A 19,762-nucleotide genomic window follows, 5' to 3' on the forward strand; every position below is an offset into this window, starting at 1 on the left:
AAGCCCTTGACAGTCAGGTCACGCTGCAGCAAGGCCCGCGCCCGCGTGCGCCGCGCTTCATGCGTCGGGCGGCACGCCGAGCAGCGGCAGCGTCGCGCCGACGATGCCCGAGAACACCGGCCCCGCGACCGTTCCGCCGTAATAGGTGCCCCCCGTGGGCTCGTCGATCATCACGGCGACGATCACGCGCGGATCGCTCATCGGCGCGATGCCGACGAACGACGCGCGGTACTTGTTCGCCGCATACGAGCGTCCGACCTGCTTGCGCGCCGTGCCCGTCTTGCCGCCGACGCGATAGCCTTCCACCGCCGCCGCGCGGCCCGTGCCGTGGTCGCCGGTCGCGTTTTCGAGCATGTTGCGCACGGCCTTCGCGGTCGCGGGCTTCGTCACCTGCACGGCGTCGCGGCGCGTTTCGCCGTGAATCAGCGTGGCGGGATAAAAGCGTCCGTCGCCGGCGTACGCCGTGTAGATCTGCGCGATCTGCACGAGCGACAGCGATAAACCGTAGCCATACGCCATCGTCGCCTGTTCGATCGGCTTCCAGCGCTCGGGCGCGCGCAGGCGGCCGGTCGCGGCGCCCGGGAACGTCAGCTCGGGCGCGCGGCCGATGCCGTATTCGCGGTACTTGTCCCAGATCGTCTGCGCGGGAATCTGCAGCGCGAGCTTCGTGAGCGCGACGTTGCTCGACATCTGCACCGCCTCGGACACGGTGATGACGCCGTGATTCGACGTGTCGTGAATCACGTTCGGGCCGAGCTTGAACGTGCCCGGCGATGTGTCGATGCGCGTTTCGGGCCGCACGCGGCCGAGATCGATCGATAGCGCGGCGACGAGCGGCTTGATCGTCGAGCCGGGCTCGAAGGTGTCCGTGAGCGCGCGGTTGCGCAACTGCTCGCCGGTGAGGCGCGAGCGATCGTTCGGATCGAAGCTCGGATAGTTGGCGAGCGCGAGCACTTCGCCGTTCTTCGCATCCAGCACGACGACGCTGCCCGCGCGCGCCTTGTGCTTCGCGATCGCCGCCTTGAGTTGCGAATGCGCGAGTTGCTGGATGCGCCGGTCGATCGTCAACTGAATGGTTTCGCCGTTCTGCGGCATGGCCGGCTCGCCGATCTGCGAGACCACGCGCCCGAGCCGGTCGCGGATCACTTCGCGCTGGCCGGCCGCGCCCGTCAGACGCGCGTCGGCGGCCAGCTCGACGCCTTCCTGCCCGTGATCCTCGTTATTCGTGAAGCCGACGACGTGCGCCGCCGATTCGCCTTCGGGATAGAAGCGCTTGGTGTCCGGCACGAGCGTGATGCCCGCGCGCCCGATCGTCGCGATGCGCTCGGCGGTTTCCGCTTCCACCTGACGTTTGAGCAGGACGAACGCGCGAGTCCCGTCGATGCGGCGCTGCAGATCCTTCGGCGGCATGTCGAGCAGGCGCGCGATCTCGCCACCGTGATCGCCGTCGAAGAGCTTGGGCGTCGCCCAGACTTCGTAGGTCGCGAGGCTGACGGCGAGCATCGCGCCATTGCGATCGACGATGCGTCCGCGCGTCGCCGAGAGCGCCAGCGTGCGCTGATAGCGCTTCTGGCCTTCGCCGATATAGAACTTGTGGTCGATGACCTGGACCCACAGCGCGCGTCCGGCTAGCGTCAAAAACGCCGCCGTCACCCCGATGACGACGAGCCGCGAGCGCCAAGCCGGCAGCCGGTTTGCGAGCACCGCGCTGCGGTGATGCGTCTGGAAATCGCTGCCGCCGCGCGTCTTCTTCTTGAACATCGTGGTCTTCTGATTAAGCTTGGTTGGGCAGACGGGCGAGGGCGGCGTCGAGTTCGGCGCCATCCGGCAGACGAATGCCGAGTTCGCCTTCGAGCACGCGGCGCAGACTGGCCGTGCCGTCGAGTTCGCGATGATCGCTGCCTTCGCGTTCGTCGTGGATCGAGAAACGCCGGTTGAACAGGGCGAGGCGCTTGCCCGGCGCGAGACGCGCGGCGAGCAGGTTGTGCAGGAAGATCGACTGCGGATACATCGACACGAAATGATTGGCCATCTCGTAGTCGGCGTCATACTGCGGATCGAGGTCGAAGCGATAGACGTTCGTCCACGCGCCGTTCACGAGCGCCTGCAGGATGTAGCCGGGCGCTTCGCCGGCCCCTTCGAGGCGGAAAGCGCCGTGCGGTGTGATCTGTTCGAGGCCCGTCTGGAGCGCGAGCGGCGCGGAAAGCGTCATGCCGCCGAAGCCGACGTCGGCGAGGAACGCGCCTTCGTCGAGATCGACGAGCAGCAGCATATGCGTGCGCGCAGGCATGTCAGACAGCTCGCGGCCCCACAGGACGCGTCCTGCGAAGCTGCGCACGCGAAAACCGAGCGTCTGAAGTACGCTGCGAAACAGCAGGTTGTGCTCGTAGCAGTAGCCGCCGCGCCGTCCGGCGACGAGCTTGCGCTGGATCGATTCGAGATCGAGCCGGATCGGGCGGCCGATCAGCACGTCGAGATTTTCGAAGGGAATGGCCTGAGGATGCAGCAGATGCAGCGCGCGCAGTGTGTCGAGCGTCGGTGCGGGCCGCACGGATTCCGCGTACCCGATGCGCTCGAAGTAGGCGGCGAGGTCGATGGAAGTGTCGTGTGCGTTCATATGGAGTTCAGGCTTCGTCAAGCTTCGATGTCGCAATGTCCGCGAGTGCTGTCGTCAGGCGCGCATATTTTACGACACGAAAGGTTAAAAATTACAAAATGCATACGTTATTCGTCGCGCGAGCTTGCAACGCGTCGTTCGAATGAACTGCGCCGCATCGATGCAGGTCTTTCCAGGTTCAAGCGCAACTGACAAGGGGCGATACGCCATGCCGAAAGAATTGAACGAAGCGAATCAATCGAAGGAAAACAACCCGGCCAGCGCGACGTGCGCCGGCAAGCATCCCGCGCCGCCATGCACGCTCGTGATTTTCGGAGCGGGCGGCGATCTCACCAAGCGCTTGCTGATGCCGTCGCTCTACAACCTGTCCGCCGACAAGCTGCTCGACGACGGCATGGAGATCATCGGCGTGAATCACGGCGAGCGCGAGACGTCCGAATGGCGCGACGAGCTCACGCAATCGCTGCGCACGTTCGCCGCCGACAAGGCCGCGACGTTTCACACGTCGCAGTTGAACGAGGACGCGTGGAACTGGGTCGTCGGGCGGCTCGAATATTTCCCCGGTGAATTCGAAGAGGACGAAACCTTTGCCCGGCTCAAGGCGCGGCTCGCGCAGGCGAAGTCGGACAACGTCGTGTTCTATCTCGCGGTGGGCGCGCGGTTCTTTCAGCCGATCATCGAGCATCTCGGCGCGGCGGGCATGCTCGAAGAGAAGGACGGCAATTTCAGACGGCTTGTCATCGAGAAGCCGTTCGGCAGCGATCTGGCGTCGGCGCAGGAACTGAACCGCTGCATCCTCAAGTATGCGGACGAGTCGCAGGTGTACCGCATCGACCATTTTCTCGGCAAGGACACGGTGCAGAGCATTCTCGCCGTGCGCTTCGCCAACGCGATGTTCGAACCGATCTGGCGGCGCGAGTACATCGACAACGTGCAGATCACGGCGGCGGAGACGATCGGCGTGGAAGGGCGCGGCAAGTTCTACGAGCAGACGGGCGCGTTTCGCGACATGCTGCCGAACCATCTGTTCCAGTTGCTCGGCATGGTCGCGATGGAGCCGCCGAATTCCTTCGATGCCGAATCCGTGCGCGACAGAAAAGCCGAAGTCTTCGATGCGATCCGTCCGCTCACCGCCGACGACGTCGTGCTCGGCCAGTACGAAGCCGGACCCGCCGGGCCGGGCTACAAGGAAGAACCGGGCGTGGCCAAAGATAGCCGGACCGAAACCTACGCGGCGGCGCGCGTGTACGTGGAGAACTGGCGCTGGGCCGGCGTGCCGTTTTATCTGCGCACGGGCAAGCGGCTCACCGAGCGTCGCACGGAGATCGCGGTGCAACTGAAGGCGGTGCCGTTTTTGCTGTTTCGCGATACGCCCGTCGATGCGCTGACGCCGAATGTGTTCACGCTGCGCATCGATCCGGCGCACGGCACGAGCTTCGATTTCAACGTGAAAGTGCCGGGACCGGTAATGCAGATCGGCAAGGTGCGTTCGAGGTTCGACTATGCCGACTTCTTCGCGGAGCGCGCGAACGTCGGCTATGAGACGCTGCTCTACGACTGCATGCTCGGCGACGCGACGCTCTTTCAGCGCGCGGACAGCATCGAGACGGCTTGGGCGGCGGTGGATCGCGTGCTGCATCCGGACAGTCCGCTGCCCGTGCGCGGTTACGCGGCGGGCAGCGCGGGGCCGGCCGAAGCGGACGAGCTGCTTGCCGACGACGGCCGCGCGTGGCGACCGCTGACCGACGCGCACAAGAAGAACTGAACTCATCTCATCGCAACGCAAACTCAAAAGGACAACGAGCGTGAGCACAGAATCAAGAGCCAAGCAGAAGACCCACGTCACGGCGGACAAACTCGCGATCAAGGCGGAACGCATTCTCGCGATCGATATCGGCGGGACCGGGTTGAAGGCGGCCATCATCTCGGAGGACGGTGAGATGAAGAGCGACCGCGTGCGCGTGGCGACGCCGCATCCGGCGAAGCCCGACGTGGTCGTGGAGACGCTCATCGAACTGATCGCCCCGATCGTCGCCGAGCCGCCGACGCACATTTCCATCGGCTTTCCGGGCGTCGTGCGCGATAACGTCGTGCTGACCGCGCCGAATCTCGGCACGCCCGCCTGGCGCGGCGTGCCGCTCGCGCAACTGATCGCCGAGCGCCTCGGCAACGTGCCCGCGCGCATGATCAACGACGCCGAGATGCAAGGGCTCGCGGCGATCGAAGGGCGCGGCATCGAAATGGTGCTGACGCTCGGTACGGGCGCGGGCACCGCGCTCTTTCGCGACGGCGAACTGATGCCGCATCTGGAGCTCGCGCATCATCCGGTCGCGAAGGACAAGACTTACGACGAGTACATCGGCAACGCGGCGCGCGAGAAGGCGGGCAAGAAGCGCTGGAGCCGGCGCGTGGAGAAGATCATCGGCATCCTGGCGACGCTGACGAACTACGACAAGCTGTGGATCGGCGGCGGCAACGCGGCGCATATCAAGTTCAAGCTGCCGGATAACGTCGCGGTCGTGTCGAATGCGGCGGGCATCGAAGGCGGCGCGCGGCTGTGGCATCCGCGCTCGGTGCGCGAGACGCGCCAGTTGCCGCATTTCAATCAGCGTGAAGGGGCGCACTGATGAACGCCAACAGCAAATACGGACTTCACAGCGTGAACGGCGACGCCGATGCGGCATTCGCCGCGCTCGCCAAAGCGGAACTCGTCGTCACCGATTGCGACGGCACGCTGCTCTATACCGACAAGGCATTGGGCCAACCGGCGATTGACGCCGTGCGTCGCCTGAAGGAAGCGGGCGTGCGCTTTACCGTGGCGAGCAGCCGGCCGGGCAAGGGCATGAGGCATATCGTTGAGGCGCTCGACGTCGACATGCCTTACGCGTCGTACAACGGCGGCAGTCTCGTCAGGCCGGGCACGTGGGATTTGCTGTCGTCGCACAAGCTGCCGCGCGATGTCGTGCAGACATCGCTCGAAGCGCTCGCGTCGGCGAACGTCGACGCGTGGGTGTTCATCGACGACGCCTGGTATCTGACGAATCCCGAAGGCACCTACGTGCCGCTCGAGACGCGCACGGTCGGCTACGAAGGCGTGCTCGTCACGCGTTTCGACGATGTCGATCTCGGCGAGGTCGACAAGATCGTCGGCTCGACCGCCGATACGGCGCTGCTCGCGCGCGTCGAAAGCAGCGTGCAAAAGCAACTGGAAGGCCGCGGACACGCCGCGCGCTCGCAGACCTATTACCTCGATATCACGAGCCTGGAAGCGAACAAGGGCACCGCGGTACGCGAACTGGCGCAACTCGCGAACGTGCCGCTCGAACGCGTGGCCGTGCTCGGCGACATGGGCAACGATGTGGCGATGTTCGAGATCGCGGGCGTATCGATCGCGATGGGGCAGGCATCCGACAGCGTGCAGCGTCGCGCGAGCCTGGTCTCGAAGAGCAACGACGAGGACGGCTTCGCGGTCGGCATCGACGCGCTCTTGGCGGCGCGCGGCTGAAGGAAGAAGGGACATCGACGCGCTGCGCAGCCTTGACGGATGAGCGGCCGCGTCGAAGTTCAGAATGATCCGCGTGTTTGGTTCAAAAGCGCGCGCTGCGGATCAGGCTCACGCTCGTTACGGATGATGCAGGGAAATCAACGACGGCGCATCGGTGCGCGCGGGGCGCCTCCACCGGCACGCTCGTCTTTGTGACGGAAGTTGATGCGGCCCTTCGTCAGGTCGTACACCGACAGTTCCAGCGTCACGCGGTCGCCGGCCAGAATACGGATGTGATTCTTGCGCATGCGGCCCGAGGCGTAAGCGCCCACGACGACGCCGTTGTCCAGCGTCACGCGATAGCGGCTGTCGGGAAGCACTTCGTCAACGATACCGTCGAGTTCGATGAGTTCTTCTTTCGCCATATGGGGCTCCTGTAATGAGTTGTAGTGGGTGCTGCCGCGCATCGCGCGAAAAACGCGCATTCGACGCCAACGAACCGTTCTGCGCCGCTGCCCGAAAGCGTCGTCGCTACGAATCGTGAGTGGCGATGCAAAGCGTGGCCTGGCGCGTCCATGCACGATAAACGTGCATGCGGGCGCGCCGCGTCTCTATCTCAGGCTCGTCGTGAGCTTGACGGCATAGGCCGGACGACAGGGCGAACCGCGGATGCGGCGCGCCGTGGCCGGCATGACCGGGACGGCGACATCGGCAACAGCAGAGCCGATGTGCGGTTGAAACGGAAAAGCAACGTGTGCTGCGGAAGTGAGCGCTTCTGCCGTGCGCTTACGTCATGTGCGGTCGATAGGCCGATTTTGCAAGGCCAGATGACATTCTCTCGCAAATCGCTTGATTAGACAACGAATTTCGCCCGAAGGTTCCGAAAAGGAACATTCTTGCTACAGCCAGCCGGCCTTCTTGAAGCGCCAGTAGAGCACGACATCGACCACCAGCATGACCGCGAGACACGTCGGGTAGCCGTAGACCCAGTCCAGTTCGGGAATCGACTTGAAGTTCATGCCGTAGATGCCGGCGATCATCGTCGGCACGGCGAAGAGCGCGGCGAACGAGCCGAGGCGCTTGGTCACTTCGCTTTCCGCGAGCGCGATCAGACCGAGATTCACCTGGATCGCCGTGACGATCATTTCGCGCCGTCCTTCGATGGTCTTCACGATGCGCAGCAGGTGATCGTACACGTCGCGGAAATATTCCTGCATGCCGGAGCACACGCCGGGCGAGCGCCCGCCATACAGCTTGCTGACGGCTTCGAGCAGCGGCGCGGTGTGATGCTGCAGGATCGTCATGCGCCGCTTGAGCGAGTACAGATCCTCGATGATCTCGCGCGATTCCACCGAGCCTTTTTGCTCGAAGATGCGCTCTTCCACTTCGTCGACTTCCGCGCCGAGCGTCTCGAGCACGGGAAAGTATCGATCGACGACCGCATCGAGCAGCGCGTACATCACGAACGCGGGGCCGTGCTTGAGCAGATGCGGCTCGCGCTCGCAGCGCTTGCGCACTTCCTGAAAACCTTGCGTCGTGCGGTTGCGGACCGAAAGCACGTAGTTCGTGCCGACGAACACGTTCATTTCGCCGACGAGCACTTCGCCTTCTTCGTCGAATTCGACCGTATGAAAGACCGCGAACAGCGAGTCGCCGTATTCCTCGATCTTCGGCCGCTGATGACCGTGCTGCGCGTCTTCGACCGCCAGCTCGTGCAAGCCGAACTGCTGCGTCATGTGCGCGAGCTCGCCGGGACCGGGCTCTTTCAATGCAACCCAAATGAAAGAGTCGGGCAGATCGCGATAGGCGTTGATGTCGTCGATCTCGACGTCCGCGAGCTTTCGGCCATTCTGATAAGCCGCGCAATTGACCAGCATGGGGCGCCCTTTATCGTTATCTGGATATAACCGGCCACGTGTCGATGGACGCTCGAAGTCGCGTGATTTCGCCAGAGGCGCGAGCGCGTGGCCTTGATCCATCGAATCTTAGCCGGACACGCGCCCGGCTGCCAGCACGCGCGGATTCTCCGGCGCTCGTTGTCTGCCGTCAGTTCGAGACGAGGTCGATGTTGTATTCGGGCGGCGCCGGCAGACTCGGGACGTGCGCCGCCTGCGAATCGAACTTGGTGAGCTTGCCTTCGACCGTCGCGCCGATATCCATGCGCAACTGCTGATAGTAGATGTTGCCCAGCACGCGCGCGTTCGACTGAAGTTCGACGAAATGCGCGACGGTGACATCGCCCGTCACGCAGCCGTTGATGATGACGTTATAAGCGCTCACGTTGCCGCGAATCGCGCCCTGATCGCTCACGACGAGCAGCGTTTCTTCGCCCGGACGGCCGGCCACGTTGCCCGTGACCTGGCCGTCCATGCGCAGGCCTTCGCTGAACTCGAGATCGCCCGAGATATGCACGTTATGCGCGACGAGCGTCGCGAGCTTGGCCATCTTGATGCCGTTGGAATCCTTCTTCGATGAAAACATGTCGAGTCCTTGCGATGCGGTAAAGGGTTGCTGCACGAAGCCCGCGCTGACGCGTGCCGCTCAATTGGGTTTTTGTTGCTTCCTGAGGAAAGCGAGATCGGTCTGCAGACGCTGGATTTCGGCCGCGCTGTCCTTTGCGCGTTCTTCCAGCGAGGTACGGCTCGCCATCTCCTGTTCGAGCGCGAGCTGCGCATGCGCGAGCTGCTCGCGCAGCTTCTGCTCGGAGACGGGCGGCGCGCAGAGCGTGTCGAGCTTGCGCACGTCTTCATGCGAGCGTTTGAGTGCGAAGCCTGCGGCGGCGAGCGCCGCGATCGCACACACGGCCGCGATCAGTCCGAGCCAGATGCCCGCGCCGCGCCTCGGCGTCAGCGAATAGGACTGGCGGGAGAGTTGCAGCGACAGCCGCTTCGAATCAACTTTGCGCATGCGACAAACGCCTGAAGAGCGCGAGATAGGGAGAAGGATTGATCTGAGCGCCGTCGACGATCACTTCGAAATGCAGATGCGGCCCCGTCGAGCGGCCGGTCGAGCCGACTTCCGCGATCACCTGTCCCGGCATCACGAATTCGCCGGTTTTCACGAAGATGCGCGACGCGTGTCCATAGCGCGTCACCATGCCGTCGCTGTGGCGGATGTCGACCGAAATGCCGTAGCCGTTGCGCTCGCCCGCCGCGATGACGCGTCCGCCCGCGCTGGCGAGAATCGGCGTGCCCGCCGGTCCGGCGAAGTCGATGCCGGGATGAAAGCTCAGACGCGCCGTGAACGGGTCCAGACGGTTGCCGTAAGGCGAGCCGCTGCGCAGGCCGGGTGCCGGATTGCGGCCGGGAAAGGCCATGTACGCGGCGTAGTGGGCGAGCGTTTGCGTCTGCAATTGCGAGACTTCGTCGTTCAGGCAATCGATGATCCGATGCGCGCTCTTCAAACGCTGCCGCGGCGCGCCCGCCGCCGCGCGGCCGATATCGCACAGGCGCGGCGGCAAGGCGGGGCCGCCCGCGCCGTCGAGCGACGTGGCTGGCTCTTCGCTGTCGGGCAGCGGCGGCACGTCATGCACGCCGGACGTGCCGCCCGCGCCGTGCGCGGCCTTCAGATGCGTGTCGAATTCGTGCAGCTCGCTGACTTGCGCGGACAGGCCTTCGACGCGCGGCGTCAGCTCGATCAGCGCGGCATTGATGCGGCCGAGCTCTTCGATCTCGTACGAGCGGCGCGACATCAGCGTCTGCTCCTCGCCGAGATGGCTGCGCGCGAACATGGTGCCGATCGCGATGCCGAGCGCGAGCGCGGCCACGAGAAGCGTAATGGCGCCGATGACCGCGATGGCGCGCGCCGTGCGGGCCTCGACGAAACGGATGCGCTGGCGGGACATGGACCGCCGTGACCAGATGACGAAAGCCATTAGCGCACGGCGCGGCCCGTCGGGGCAGCGGAAAAGAAACTAGAGGAAATCACGGGAATGGAGTGCGCCGCGCTCTCCACGGCAATGCAATGAAACTGGCCGGCGATTATGCCCGAGCTCGCGTGGGCGAGTGACGTTTCGGCAGGACATCGAAGCAAAATTCCACGAATTTATCGAGTCAAATTTTGTGATGTTCGCGGTGGCGTCACGCATACCACGTTCGGTCTCGAATCGCTGTCAAAAAGCGTGTCGCCGGTCAGGATCACTTGACATCGACCCAGGCCATCTGCGCGCCGTCTCCCATCAGGAAGCCGCGGTTCGCTTCGGCCGCCGCGCGCAGGTAGTCCCATACAGCCGTGATGCGCTTCAGCTTGCGCAAATCCTCGCGGCAGGACAGATAGAAGGCGCGCGTCACGACGATATCGTCGGGCAAGACCGGCACGAAGCGCGGATCGGGCGCGGTCATGAAGCACGGCAGGATCGCGAGCGCGCGGCCCTGCAGCGCGGCGAAGTACTGCGCAATCGCGCTCGTACTGCGCCAGCGCGACACCGCGCCCGGCACCGCGCGTTCGAGATACAGCAATTCGTAGCTGAACGCGAGATCGTCGATATAGCTTGCGAAACGATGATGACGCAGATCGTCGCTCGTGCGGATCGGTTCGTGCGCGTCGAGATAGTCGGCGGTCGCGTAGAGCTTGAGCCGGTAATCGCACAGCTTCGTATAAACGTATTGGCCCTGCTCGGGTCGTTCGAGCGTGACGGCGATATCCGCCTCGCGCTTCGACAGACTCACGAAATGCGGTACCGGCAGCAGATCGATGGAGATGTTCGGATGCGCGTCCTGAAAGCGCGCGAGTTGCGGCGCGAGAAAGAAGCAGCCGAAGCCTTCCGTCGAACCGACGCGAACGTGTCCGGACAGCGCGTGCCCCGTATTGGCGATCTGCTCGGTCGCGGACTGCACCGTCGTCTCGATCGAATCGACGTAACCGAGCAGGCGCTGGCCTTCGGCCGTCAGAATGAATCCGCCGCTGCGCGATTTGTCGAACAGAAGCGTGCCGAGCGCGTCCTCCAGCGCGCGAACGCGCCGCGCGACCGTCGTGTAATCGACGCCCAGACGCTTCGCCGCGCCGCTCGCGCGCTGCGTGCGCGCGACTTCCAGGAAGAAGCGCAGGTCGTCCCAGTTGAGGCGCCCGATATCGAGCTTGGCGCTTGGAATAACGTTTGGCATGGCGTTTTTTTGCATATCGATCGGGTGTTTTTCTAGTGCCATGATGGACTTTTGCATAACTATACTCAAGGAAACGAGCGTGCTGCACTGCGCGCCGATTTCTTATAAACGGAGACGACATGCCTTTTCCCTTCGGCGCCGCACCGGCGCTCCGTCCGCGCGTCTTCGTTCCCCTTCGTGACAACTCATCCAAAAGGAGTGACTCGTGAATATCGCTGCTGAACATCCGGCGCAGAGTGCGTCCGTCCGTACGGCCAAACTGCTGATCGACGGCCAGTTCGTCGATTCGAAGACGACGGAGTGGCGCGACATCGTCAATCCTGCGACGCAGGAAGTCGTCGGTCGCGTGCCGTTTGCGACGGTCGATGAAGTCAACGCCGCCGTTGCCGCCGCGCACAAGGCGTTTCAGACGTGGCGCACGACGCCGCTCGGCACGCGCATGCGTCTGATGCTCAAGTTTCAGGACCTCGTGCGCCAGAACCAGAAGCGCATCGCGCGGACGCTGACGGCGGAGCAGGGCAAGACGCTCGCCGATGCCGAAGGCGACATCTTTCGCGGTCTCGAAGTGGTCGAGCACGCGTGTTCGATTTCGACGCTGCAGCAGGGCGAATTCTCCGAAAACGTCGCGGGCGGCGTCGACACGTACACGCTACGGCAGCCGCTCGGCGTGTGCGCCGGCATCACGCCGTTCAATTTCCCCGCCATGATCCCGCTGTGGATGTTCCCGATGGCGATCGTCTGCGGTAACACGTTCGTACTGAAGCCGTCCGAACAGGATCCGCTCTCGACGATGGAACTCGTCGAACTCGCGCTCGAAGCGGGCGTGCCGGCGGGCGTGCTGAACGTCGTGCATGGCGGCAAGGAAGTCGTCGATGCGATCTGCACGCATCCCGATATCAAGGCGATTTCGTTCGTCGGGTCGACGGCCGTCGGCACGCACGTCTACAACCTCGCGAGCCAGCACGGCAAGCGCGTGCAGTCGATGATGGGCGCGAAGAATCACGCCGTCGTCCTGCCCGACGCCAACAAGGAGCAGACGCTCAACGCGCTCGCGGGCGCGGGCTTCGGCGCGGCGGGTCAGCGTTGCATGGCGACGTCGGTGGCCGTGTTCGTCGGGGCGTCGAAGGACTGGGTGCCGGAACTCGTCGAGAAGGCCAGGACGCTCAAAGTCAACGGCGGCACGGAGCCGAATACGGACGTCGGCCCGGTCGTGTCGAAAGCGGCAAAGGAGCGCATTCTGGGGCTCATCAGCAAGGGCGTGGAAGAGGGCGCGACGCTCGCGCTCGATGGCCGCGATATCGACGTGAAGGGCTACGAGAAGGGCAACTTCATCGGACCGACGATCTTCACGAACGTCGATACCGACATGTCGATCTACAAGACGGAAATCTTCGGCCCGGTGCTGTGCTTGCTTGAAGCCGATACGCTCGATGACGCCATCGCGCTCGTCAATCGCAATCCGATGGGCAACGGCGTCGGCCTCTTCACGCAAAGCGGCGCGGCGGCGCGCAAGTTCCAGAGCGAGATCGATATTGGTCAGGTCGGCATCAACATTCCGATTCCGGTGCCGGTGCCCGCGTTCAGCTTCACTGGCTCGCGCGGCTCGAAGCTCGGCGACCTCGGCCCGTACGGCAAGCAGGTCGTGCAGTTCTACACGCAGACGAAAACCGTCACCGCGCGCTGGTTCGACGACGCCACCGTGAACGACGGCGTCAACACGACCATCGCGCTTCGCTAAAGGGAGATGTCCATGCGAATCGGCTTCATTGGTTTGGGTCACATGGGCGGTCCGATGGCCGCCAATCTCCTGAAGGCCGGCCACGCGGTGACGGCGTTCGATCTCGTCTCCGCCGCGCTCGATGCGGCGAAGGCGGCGGGCGCGACGCTCGCCGCATCGCCGCGCGCGGCGGCGGAAGGCGCGGAAGTCGTCATCACGATGCTGCCCGCGGCGCAGCATGTGAAGACGGTCTATCTGGGCGATGACGGCGTGCTCGCGGGCGTTGGGAAAGGCGTGCCGCTCGTCGACAGCAGCACGATCGATCCGGCGACCGCGAAGCTCATCGGCGAGGCGGCGGCGAAGCAGGGCAACCCGTTCGCCGATGCCCCCGTTTCCGGCGGCGTCGTCGGCGCGCAGGCGGGCACGCTGACGTTCATGGTCGGCGCGGATGAAACGCTCTTCGAAACATTGCGTCCCGTCTTATCCGGCATGGGCAAGAACATGGTGCGATGCGGCGAAACCGGCACGGGCCAGGTCGCGAAGATCTGCAATAACTTGCTGCTAGGGATTTCCATGATCGGCGTCGCCGAAGCGATGAAACTCGGCGAAACGCTCGGCATCGATCCGACGAAACTCGCGAGTATCGTCAATACATCGACTGGGCGTTGCTGGAGCTCGGATACGTGTAATCCCTATCCGGGCATCATCGAAACCGCGCCGGCGTCGCGTGGTTATTCGGGCGGATTTGGCGCTGATTTAATGCTCAAGGATCTCGGACTTGCCGTCGATGCAGCGCGCGCCGCGAAGCAGCCCGTATTCATGGGTGCGCTGGCACAACAGTTGTATCAGTCGATGAGCCAGCAAGGATTCGGCGGGCTCGACTTTTCGGGCATTATCAAGTTGTACGCGAAGAACTCTGGCGCTTAATACGGCTCGAACACTTTAGGAAATCGGCACGTATGCGCGTGCCGACTTTAGGGCCGGGAAATAACTGCTTTATTCAGTTGCACTGCACAACGAAGCGCGTAAAGCCTTATTGGATACGATCATCGGGAATACGATGATTCGCTTTCCAAAAAATTGTCCTATTCTGAAAGCACGACGCCCGTCTGCCGTTCGATCAGAACGCTCCGGTTTGCGCCACGGTGCAGGTAGAACGCCCGTCGTTTTCGGGCAATCAGATGAGGAGTACGCGATGCAAGTAACACGTCACTTAAATATGGAACTGCGGCACGCCACGGTGCCGACTTATGTAGCCAGCTATTTCTTCCCGTTGCTGCTATTGGCATACGAAGCTTGGCGAGTGGGGTCTTGGGTGGCGGTGAACGGCTTTAACTTCCTGAACTTCAACTCGATGGGTTACGAGTTCGCGTTGATGATTGCCGTGTTTTGCATGCAGGTCATCGTCGAAATCGCGTTCCTCGCGGGCGCCGTGCTGACGAAGCACAAGGACGTCGGACATAGACTGGCGAATTTGTCCTTGGGGCTTTTCTGTTCGCTCGTCGTGCTCGGGTTCGATCTCGCACTGCAATATGGTTTGAGCGGAAGCTGATCCTTTCTTTCCGACGATAAACGCCGGTTGCTTGCAACCGGCGTTTTGTTTTTTGTGGATCAGCAACCCGCGGCGCTTGGTAATGCCGGCGGTGTTTCCGATCTTTCCTCGTAGCATTTTCTATCTGCATCTTTTAGCGCGGTGCGCAAGCCTTCTTCCACGACCGGATGATAGAAAGGCAGTTTGAGCGCTTCATCGAGCGTCAATTCCAGTTGCAGCGCCCACGCCAGCAGATGCCCGAGATGCTCCATCGCCGGGCCGCAGCCTTGCGCGCCGCGCAGCTTGCCGGTTTTCGCGTCGGCATAGACGTGCAGCAGGCCGCGATTCTGACGCATGACGCGGCTTCGTCCCTGATTCTCGAACGATGCCTCTCCTGTGACCGTCATCGGCTTGTCGAGATCGTCATACGATGCGCCGACGATCGCCACCTGCGGCTCGCAGAACACGATCGAGAACGGCACCTTGCGCTCGATCCGCTGCACGTCCGGAAAGCGCGCGGCGTTGTCGCCGGCGAGCTTGCCTTCGTCGGCGGCGTCGTGGAGCCACGGGCGTGCGCCGTCGCAATCGCCCGCGATGAAAATCGCGCTGTCGCCGCATTGCATCGTTGTTTCGTCGAAAAGCGGCGCGCCTTTTTCGTTCAGTTCGATGCCCGCGTTTTCCAGCGCGAGCGGCTTCAGATTCGGCGCGCGTCCGGTCGCGGCGAGCACGAGATCGAAGCGTTCGACGCGCGCCACGCCGTCCGGCGACGTGAAGCGCAGCGTCGGCTGGCCGCCCTCTAGCGACATGCCGTCGATTTTCGCGTCGGGATCGAAATAGAACTCGTCGGCGAGCGCGGCGATAAGCGCATCGCGCACCGGTTTGTCCGTAATCGCTCCCGCGCTGCCGCCTTTGCCGAACATGAAAATTTCGATGCCGAGCCGCGCGAGCGCTTGCCCCAACTCGAGCGCGATCGGTCCCGCGCCGAACACGGCGATGCGCTTCGGCAACGTGCGCAGTTCGAAGAGATCGTCGCTCGTGATGAGTTTGTCGCCGAACACCTTCAGCTCGTCGGGCACGCTCGGCGCGGCGCCCGTCGCGATGACGACGCTTTTGGCCTCGACGCACGTGTCGTCGCCGATCCGCAATCGCGCCGGCGCTTCGAAGCGCGCCTTGCCGCGCAGCAGCATGCCATCCGGCAGCGCTTTGATTTCGTCGAGTACGCCCTTGACGAAGTGATCGCGTTCGCGCCGCACGTAATCGAGCACACGCGCGCGATCGGCTTCGAGCGCGTGCGTGCCTTCGATGCCGCGCGCGGCGAGCGAATGCGCGTCGTGCAAGCCGTTGGCCGCCGCGAGCAGCAGCTTCGACGGCATGCAGCCGACGCGCGCGCAGGTCGTGCCCGGTTCGCCGCCCTCGATCAGCACCGCGTTCGCGCCCGCGAGCCGCGCCGCGCGAAACGCGGCCATGCCGGCCGTGCCCGCGCCGATCACGGCGACGTCCACCTTGATTGGGTTCATTCCGTTGTCCGCCATCAGCCGTTATCCGCGAATCCCGGATAGAGCGTCATGCCGCCATCGACGAAAAGCGTCGTGCCGACGACGTAATCGCTATCGTCAGACGCAAGCCACACCGCCGCGCGCCCGATATCCTCGACCTCGCCGACGCGCCCGTACGGAATCAGCGTCAGCAACTTGTCGAGCTTGTCCTGCGTATCCCAAGCGTCCTTGTTGATCGGGGTGCGGATTGCGCCGGGCGCGATGCCGTTCACGCGAATGCGCTGCGGCGCGACTTCCTGCGCGATCGTTTTCATCATCATCTGAATGCCGCCCTTGGACGCAGCGTAGTTCACGTGTCCCGCCCACGGAATGACCTCGTGCACGGAACTCATGCAGATGATCTTCCCGAGCGCCTTCGACACGTCGCGCATGCCGCGCCGCTCGAATTCGCGCACGGCGCGCTGCGCGGTGAGGAACTGGCCGGTGAGATTCGTTTCGATGACCGTCTTCCAGTCGTCGAGCGTGAGCGCGGTGAACTTCGCGTCCTTCTGCAAGCCCGAATTCGCGACGACGATATCGACCGTGCCGTAGCGCTTCACGACGGCATCGAACATCGCGTCGATCTGGGTTTCGTCGGAGACGTCCGCGCCGACCGCGAACGCTTCGCCGCCTTTCGCCGTGATCGCGGCGGCGAGCTTTTCGGCGGGTTCCGCGTGCGAGTGATAGTTGATGGCGACGTGCGCGCCCGCATCGGCGAGCGCGGTCGCGACGCCCGTGCCGATGCCCGAACTCGCGCCCGTCACGAGCGCAATCTGGCCTGCGAGGGGTTTATGCATATGCGCTCCTGCATTTGTATTAATTTGTGCCTTACGCAAATTGCGCGCCCGCCGGCGCAAGGTCGCGAACAGGAAACGCCGATAATGCGGCCTTTAGGCTACGCGCGCGGGAACCATGTTTCGACTGCAGCTATTTTTCGTCTTTCTGATGGCATTCCATCTATCGGACAGTCATGCAACCAGCGCCTACGACGCGTTGCGTGCGCCGGTTCCCGCATTGCCCGGCGAACGCGTCGTGCAAGTGCCGGTCGGCGAGCGCGGCGATACCGCGCAATTGCAGGTGACGATCGCGATGCCGGAGGGCGCGGGACCGTTTCCGCTCGCCGTCATCAATCATGGCGGTTACGGCAAGAAAACGAAGGCGACGATGCCACGCTTTCATCTCACCTATCTGGCGAACTACTTCATGTCGCGCGGCTATGCGGTTGCGCTGCCGATGATGCGCGGCTACGCGGGATCGACGGGCGAACTGCGCGCGCACGGGTGCGATCTGGCGGGGCTCGCGAACAAGGCGGCGGACGATATCGGCAAGGTCATCGCGTACATGCGTCAGCAGCCTTACGTCGACGGTTCGCGCGTCGTTGTCGCAGGAGAGAGCGCGGGCGGTTGGTACAGCCTCGCGTTCGGGGCGCGAAACGCGCCGGAAGTGAAGGGCGTCGTGAACTTCTACGGCGGCGTGCGCGTCGACGTATGCGCGTCGGACGACGCTGCGCTCATCCGCGACAGCGCGGCGCTCGGCGCGCGTGCGCACGTTCCGTCGCTGTGGCTGTACGGCGAGAACGATTCGTTTTTTCCGGCCGGCACCTGGCGGGAAATGTTCGCGCGCTACACGTCGGCGGGCGCGAACGCCGAACTGGCGAACTACGGCGCCTTCATGACCGATTCCCACAAGCTGCTGGGTTCATGGGAAGGCTTGCGCGTGTGGACGCCGAAACTCGATGCGTTCCTGAAGAAAATCGGCATGCCGTTCGCGTCGATTTACCCGGAGAACATGCCGATGGCGACGCCGCCCTCGAGCGGATACGCCGCCGTCGACGACATCGCCGCCGTGCCGTATCTCGGCAGCGAGGGCATGCGCGCGCTGTATCGGAAGTTCCTCTCGAAGCCGTTTCCGCGCGCGTTTGCAATCGGACCGAACGGCGGCGCGGCGGCGCACGGCGGCTTCGATCCGTTGACGCAGGCCCTGCGCGACTGTGCGGCGCTCACGGCCGATTGCCGTCTCTATGCGTACGACGACCAGGTGGTCTGGACGCGCTCGGGCCCGCCCGCGACCGGTTTCGCCGCGCTTGCCGATGCGAGCGCCGTGCCGTTCATCGACGCCGCCGGTCGCAAGGGCTACGACGCGTTTCTGAAGTTGCCGCGTCCGCGCGCTTTCGTGATCGCGCCGGATGGCGCGTGGTCGATCGCGGCACTCGGGCCGGACCCGATCGCATCGGCGATCGCGCATTGCAGTCGCAAGCATCGCGGCTGCGCGCCCTACGCGGTGGATGGCGACGTCGTCTGGACGGCTCAGCCGCCCGTCAAATCCCGATAAACCTCCGCGTACTTGAGCGCGGCGTCTTCCCAGCCGAAGCTCTGGCCCATCGCGCGCTTGACGACGGCCTTCCACTCCGTGCGACGCGCCTTGAGCGCGAACGCGCGCCGGATCGCGCCGACGATGCCCGCGCGATCGAAAGTATCGAAGACGAAGCCGGTCGCGAGATCCTCGGCGAGATTTTCGAGCGATGAATCGACGACGGTATCCGCGAGCCCGCCCACGCGATGCACGAGCGGCAGCGAGCCGTACGCGAGCGCGTAGAGCTGCGTGAGCCCGCACGGCTCGAAGCGCGACGGCACCATCACGACGTCGCTGCCCGCGATGATCGAATGCGAAAGCGTCTCGTCGAAGCCGAGTTCGACCGCGACCGCGCCCGGATGCGCCGCCGCCGCGTTCTTCATGCCGGTTTCGAGCGCCGGGTCGCCGGTGCCGAGCACGACGAGCTGGCCGCCGCGCTGGACGATATCGGGCACGGCCGAAAGCAGCAGGTCGAGTCCTTTCTGCTCCGTCAGACGGCTGACGACGCCGAAGAGCAGGGCGTCGTCGTCCTTCGCGAGACCCATGCGCTCCTGCAGCGCCGTCTTGCATTTCGACTTGCCGCCGATCTTCGCCTGCGTGTATTTCGACGCGATGGATTCATCGGCGGTCGGGCTCCAGATCGAATAATCGACGCCGTTCAGAATCCCGGTGATGTCGTGCGTGCGCGTCTGCAGGAGACCGTGCAGTCCGGCGCCTTGCGCCTGCGTCTGGATTTCGCGCGCGTAGGTCGGGCTGACGGTAGTGATGCGATCGGCGAAATAAAGCCCCGCCTTGAGAAACGAGACGTGGCCGTAGAATTCGACGCCTTCCACCGCGTAGAAATCGCCGGGCAATTGCAGCGCGCCGAATTCCGAAGCCGGAAACGTGCCTTGATACGCCAGGTTGTGCACCGTCATCACAGTGCCGACCCGCGCCGCGCCGCCGCGCTCGAACGCGCGTAGATACGCCGGCGCAAGTCCCGCATGCCAGTCGTGAGCGTGGACGATATGCGGCTTCCATGCCGGGTCCACGCCCGTCGCGATGCGCGCCGCCGCCCAGCCGAGCAGCGCGAAGCGGCGATCGTTATCGGCATAGGGGCGATTCGTCGCATCCATATACGGATTGCCCGGACGATCGTAGAACTGATCCGCGCGCACCACATACACGACGATGCCGTGCGGCTGCAACACGCCGCGCTCGAGGCGGATATTGCCCGCGCCGAACGCGCTGCCGAGATCGGCCACGGGCTGAAGATCGTCGAGACCCGCGAGCACGGCGGGAAAGCCCGGCAGCACGACGCGCGCGTTCGTGCCCAGTTGCGATTGCGCGGGCGGCAACGCGCCGACCACATCGGCGAGGCCGCCGGTTTTCAACAGCGGAAACATTTCTGCTGCGGCATGCAGCACGCATACGGTCATCGGCAC

18 protein-coding genes are annotated in these 19,762 nt (G+C 64.1%); 7 read left to right on the forward strand and 11 right to left on the reverse strand.

The features are described 5' to 3' along the window. Positions 1-57: 57 nt before the first annotated feature. Both QCE58_RS25765 and QCE58_RS25770 read right to left on the reverse strand, forming a co-directional pair. Positions 58-1,761, reverse strand: coding sequence for a penicillin-binding protein 2 (locus QCE58_RS25765; protein ID WP_008353508.1), 1,704 nt, complete (start codon positions 1,759-1,761; stop codon positions 58-60). Between the two features lie 13 nt (positions 1,762-1,774). Beyond that, positions 1,775-2,617, reverse strand: coding sequence for an arylamine N-acetyltransferase (locus QCE58_RS25770; RefSeq protein WP_250521632.1), 843 nt, complete (start codon positions 2,615-2,617; stop codon positions 1,775-1,777). Positions 2,618-2,825: 208 nt separating this feature from the next. On the opposite strand from QCE58_RS25770, the gene zwf reads away from it, so the two are divergent. Genes zwf through QCE58_RS25785 form a run of 3 tightly spaced genes read left to right on the forward strand, consistent with a single transcriptional unit; the run spans position 2,826 to position 6,122 of the window. Next, positions 2,826-4,382 carry a glucose-6-phosphate dehydrogenase gene (zwf, locus tag QCE58_RS25775; RefSeq protein ID WP_250521633.1) on the forward strand — a complete coding sequence of 519 codons (1,557 nt, stop codon included), beginning with the start codon at positions 2,826-2,828 and terminating at the stop codon, positions 4,380-4,382. A gap of 40 nt (positions 4,383-4,422) precedes the next feature. Beyond that, a complete protein-coding gene (locus QCE58_RS25780; protein ID WP_372492552.1) occupies positions 4,423-5,244 on the forward strand; it encodes an ROK family protein in 822 nt (273 codons plus the stop codon). Next, the gene (locus QCE58_RS25785) at positions 5,244-6,122 is read left to right on the forward strand and encodes an HAD family hydrolase (protein WP_250435698.1); all 879 of its coding nucleotides are present in this window, start codon (positions 5,244-5,246) and stop codon (positions 6,120-6,122) included. The genes QCE58_RS25780 and QCE58_RS25785 overlap by 1 nt, the downstream gene beginning before the upstream one ends. Positions 6,123-6,259: 137 nt before the next feature. Here the strand turns inward: QCE58_RS25785 and infA are convergent, their stop codons facing one another. The 6 genes from infA to QCE58_RS25815 form a co-directional block, all read right to left on the reverse strand. After that, entirely contained in the window at positions 6,260-6,526 is a 267-nt protein-coding gene (gene infA / locus QCE58_RS25790) for a translation initiation factor IF-1 (RefSeq protein ID WP_006999277.1), read from the reverse strand. A gap of 474 nt (positions 6,527-7,000) precedes the next feature. Further along, a complete protein-coding gene (gene corA / locus QCE58_RS25795) occupies positions 7,001-7,978 on the reverse strand; it encodes a magnesium/cobalt transporter CorA (protein WP_008353501.1) in 978 nt (325 codons plus the stop codon). A 169-nt stretch (positions 7,979-8,147) separates the two neighbouring features. After that, positions 8,148-8,582, reverse strand: a complete 435-nt coding sequence (locus QCE58_RS25800; protein ID WP_175979247.1) for a polymer-forming cytoskeletal protein — start codon at positions 8,580-8,582, stop codon at positions 8,148-8,150. A gap of 60 nt (positions 8,583-8,642) precedes the next feature. After that, positions 8,643-9,008, reverse strand: a complete 366-nt coding sequence (locus QCE58_RS25805; protein ID WP_175979248.1) for a hypothetical protein — start codon at positions 9,006-9,008, stop codon at positions 8,643-8,645. Next, positions 8,995-9,945: a M23 family metallopeptidase gene (locus QCE58_RS25810; RefSeq protein ID WP_250521634.1), complete on the reverse strand. Its 951-nt coding sequence runs from the start codon at positions 9,943-9,945 to the stop codon at positions 8,995-8,997. Before QCE58_RS25810 ends, QCE58_RS25805 begins: the two co-directional genes overlap by 14 nt. Positions 9,946-10,237: 292 nt before the next feature. Continuing rightward, a complete protein-coding gene (locus QCE58_RS25815; protein ID WP_409014167.1) occupies positions 10,238-11,218 on the reverse strand; it encodes a LysR family transcriptional regulator in 981 nt (326 codons plus the stop codon). A gap of 190 nt (positions 11,219-11,408) precedes the next feature. On the opposite strand from QCE58_RS25815, the gene QCE58_RS25820 reads away from it, so the two are divergent. The 3 genes from QCE58_RS25820 (at position 11,409) to QCE58_RS25830 (ending at position 14,472) form a co-directional block, all read left to right on the forward strand. Further along, entirely contained in the window at positions 11,409-12,941 is a 1,533-nt protein-coding gene (locus QCE58_RS25820; protein WP_250521636.1) for a CoA-acylating methylmalonate-semialdehyde dehydrogenase, read from the forward strand. A gap of 12 nt (positions 12,942-12,953) precedes the next feature. Then, positions 12,954-13,847 (forward strand): 3-hydroxyisobutyrate dehydrogenase, encoded by an 894-nt coding sequence (gene mmsB, locus QCE58_RS25825; protein WP_250521637.1) that lies wholly within the window; start codon positions 12,954-12,956, stop codon positions 13,845-13,847. A 268-nt stretch (positions 13,848-14,115) separates the two neighbouring features. After that, entirely contained in the window at positions 14,116-14,472 is a 357-nt protein-coding gene (locus QCE58_RS25830; RefSeq protein WP_033536128.1) for a hypothetical protein, read from the forward strand. A gap of 59 nt (positions 14,473-14,531) precedes the next feature. Here QCE58_RS25830 and QCE58_RS25835 read toward each other — a convergent pair whose 3' ends face one another. Both QCE58_RS25835 and QCE58_RS25840 read right to left on the reverse strand, forming a co-directional pair. Next, positions 14,532-15,968 (reverse strand): dihydrolipoyl dehydrogenase, encoded by a 1,437-nt coding sequence (locus tag QCE58_RS25835; RefSeq protein ID WP_250521638.1) that lies wholly within the window; start codon positions 15,966-15,968, stop codon positions 14,532-14,534. A 14-nt stretch (positions 15,969-15,982) separates the two neighbouring features. Next, on the reverse strand, positions 15,983-16,783 hold the full coding sequence (locus QCE58_RS25840) for an SDR family oxidoreductase (RefSeq protein WP_175979254.1): 801 nt from the start codon (positions 16,781-16,783) through the stop codon (positions 15,983-15,985). Between the two features lie 148 nt (positions 16,784-16,931). On the opposite strand from QCE58_RS25840, the gene QCE58_RS25845 reads away from it, so the two are divergent. Further along, entirely contained in the window at positions 16,932-18,317 is a 1,386-nt protein-coding gene (locus QCE58_RS25845) for a dienelactone hydrolase family protein (protein ID WP_250521639.1), read from the forward strand. Here the strand turns inward: QCE58_RS25845 and glgA are convergent. After that, positions 18,293-19,756 (reverse strand): glycogen synthase GlgA, encoded by a 1,464-nt coding sequence (glgA, locus tag QCE58_RS25850; RefSeq protein ID WP_250435706.1) that lies wholly within the window; start codon positions 19,754-19,756, stop codon positions 18,293-18,295. The two genes, QCE58_RS25845 and glgA, sit on opposite strands and share 25 nt — an antisense overlap. Positions 19,757-19,762: the final 6 nt, after the last annotated feature.

Source organism: Caballeronia sp. LZ028 (assembly GCF_031451415.1).
Taxonomy (GTDB): Bacteria; Pseudomonadota; Gammaproteobacteria; order Burkholderiales; family Burkholderiaceae; genus Caballeronia; species Caballeronia zhejiangensis.

Excerpts from the sequence above, each read along its gene's own strand:
- QCE58_RS25835 (WP_250521638.1), bottom strand. The coding sequence starts at position 15,968 with ATGAACCCAATCAAGGTGGACGTCGCCGTGATCGGCGCGGGCACGGCC.
- QCE58_RS25810 (WP_250521634.1), bottom strand. The coding sequence starts at position 9,945 with ATGTCCCGCCAGCGCATCCGTTTCGTCGAGGCCCGCACGGCGCGCGCC.
- QCE58_RS25800 (WP_175979247.1), bottom strand. The coding sequence starts at position 8,582 with ATGTTTTCATCGAAGAAGGATTCCAACGGCATCAAGATGGCCAAGCTC.
- QCE58_RS25840 (WP_175979254.1), bottom strand. The coding sequence starts at position 16,783 with ATGCATAAACCCCTCGCAGGCCAGATTGCGCTCGTGACGGGCGCGAGT.
- corA (WP_008353501.1), bottom strand. The coding sequence starts at position 7,978 with ATGCTGGTCAATTGCGCGGCTTATCAGAATGGCCGAAAGCTCGCGGAC.
- infA (WP_006999277.1), bottom strand. The coding sequence starts at position 6,526 with ATGGCGAAAGAAGAACTCATCGAACTCGACGGTATCGTTGACGAAGTG.
- QCE58_RS25805 (WP_175979248.1), bottom strand. The coding sequence starts at position 9,008 with ATGCGCAAAGTTGATTCGAAGCGGCTGTCGCTGCAACTCTCCCGCCAG.
- QCE58_RS25830 (WP_033536128.1), top strand. The coding sequence starts at position 14,116 with ATGCAAGTAACACGTCACTTAAATATGGAACTGCGGCACGCCACGGTG.
- glgA (WP_250435706.1), bottom strand. The coding sequence starts at position 19,756 with ATGACCGTATGCGTGCTGCATGCCGCAGCAGAAATGTTTCCGCTGTTG.
- zwf (WP_250521633.1), top strand. The coding sequence starts at position 2,826 with ATGCCGAAAGAATTGAACGAAGCGAATCAATCGAAGGAAAACAACCCG.
- mmsB (WP_250521637.1), top strand. The coding sequence starts at position 12,954 with ATGCGAATCGGCTTCATTGGTTTGGGTCACATGGGCGGTCCGATGGCC.
- QCE58_RS25815 (WP_409014167.1), bottom strand. The coding sequence starts at position 11,218 with ATGCAAAAAAACGCCATGCCAAACGTTATTCCAAGCGCCAAGCTCGAT.
- QCE58_RS25770 (WP_250521632.1), bottom strand. The coding sequence starts at position 2,617 with ATGAACGCACACGACACTTCCATCGACCTCGCCGCCTACTTCGAGCGC.
- QCE58_RS25845 (WP_250521639.1), top strand. The coding sequence starts at position 16,932 with ATGGCATTCCATCTATCGGACAGTCATGCAACCAGCGCCTACGACGCG.
- QCE58_RS25785 (WP_250435698.1), top strand. The coding sequence starts at position 5,244 with ATGAACGCCAACAGCAAATACGGACTTCACAGCGTGAACGGCGACGCC.
- QCE58_RS25765 (WP_008353508.1), bottom strand. The coding sequence starts at position 1,761 with ATGTTCAAGAAGAAGACGCGCGGCGGCAGCGATTTCCAGACGCATCAC.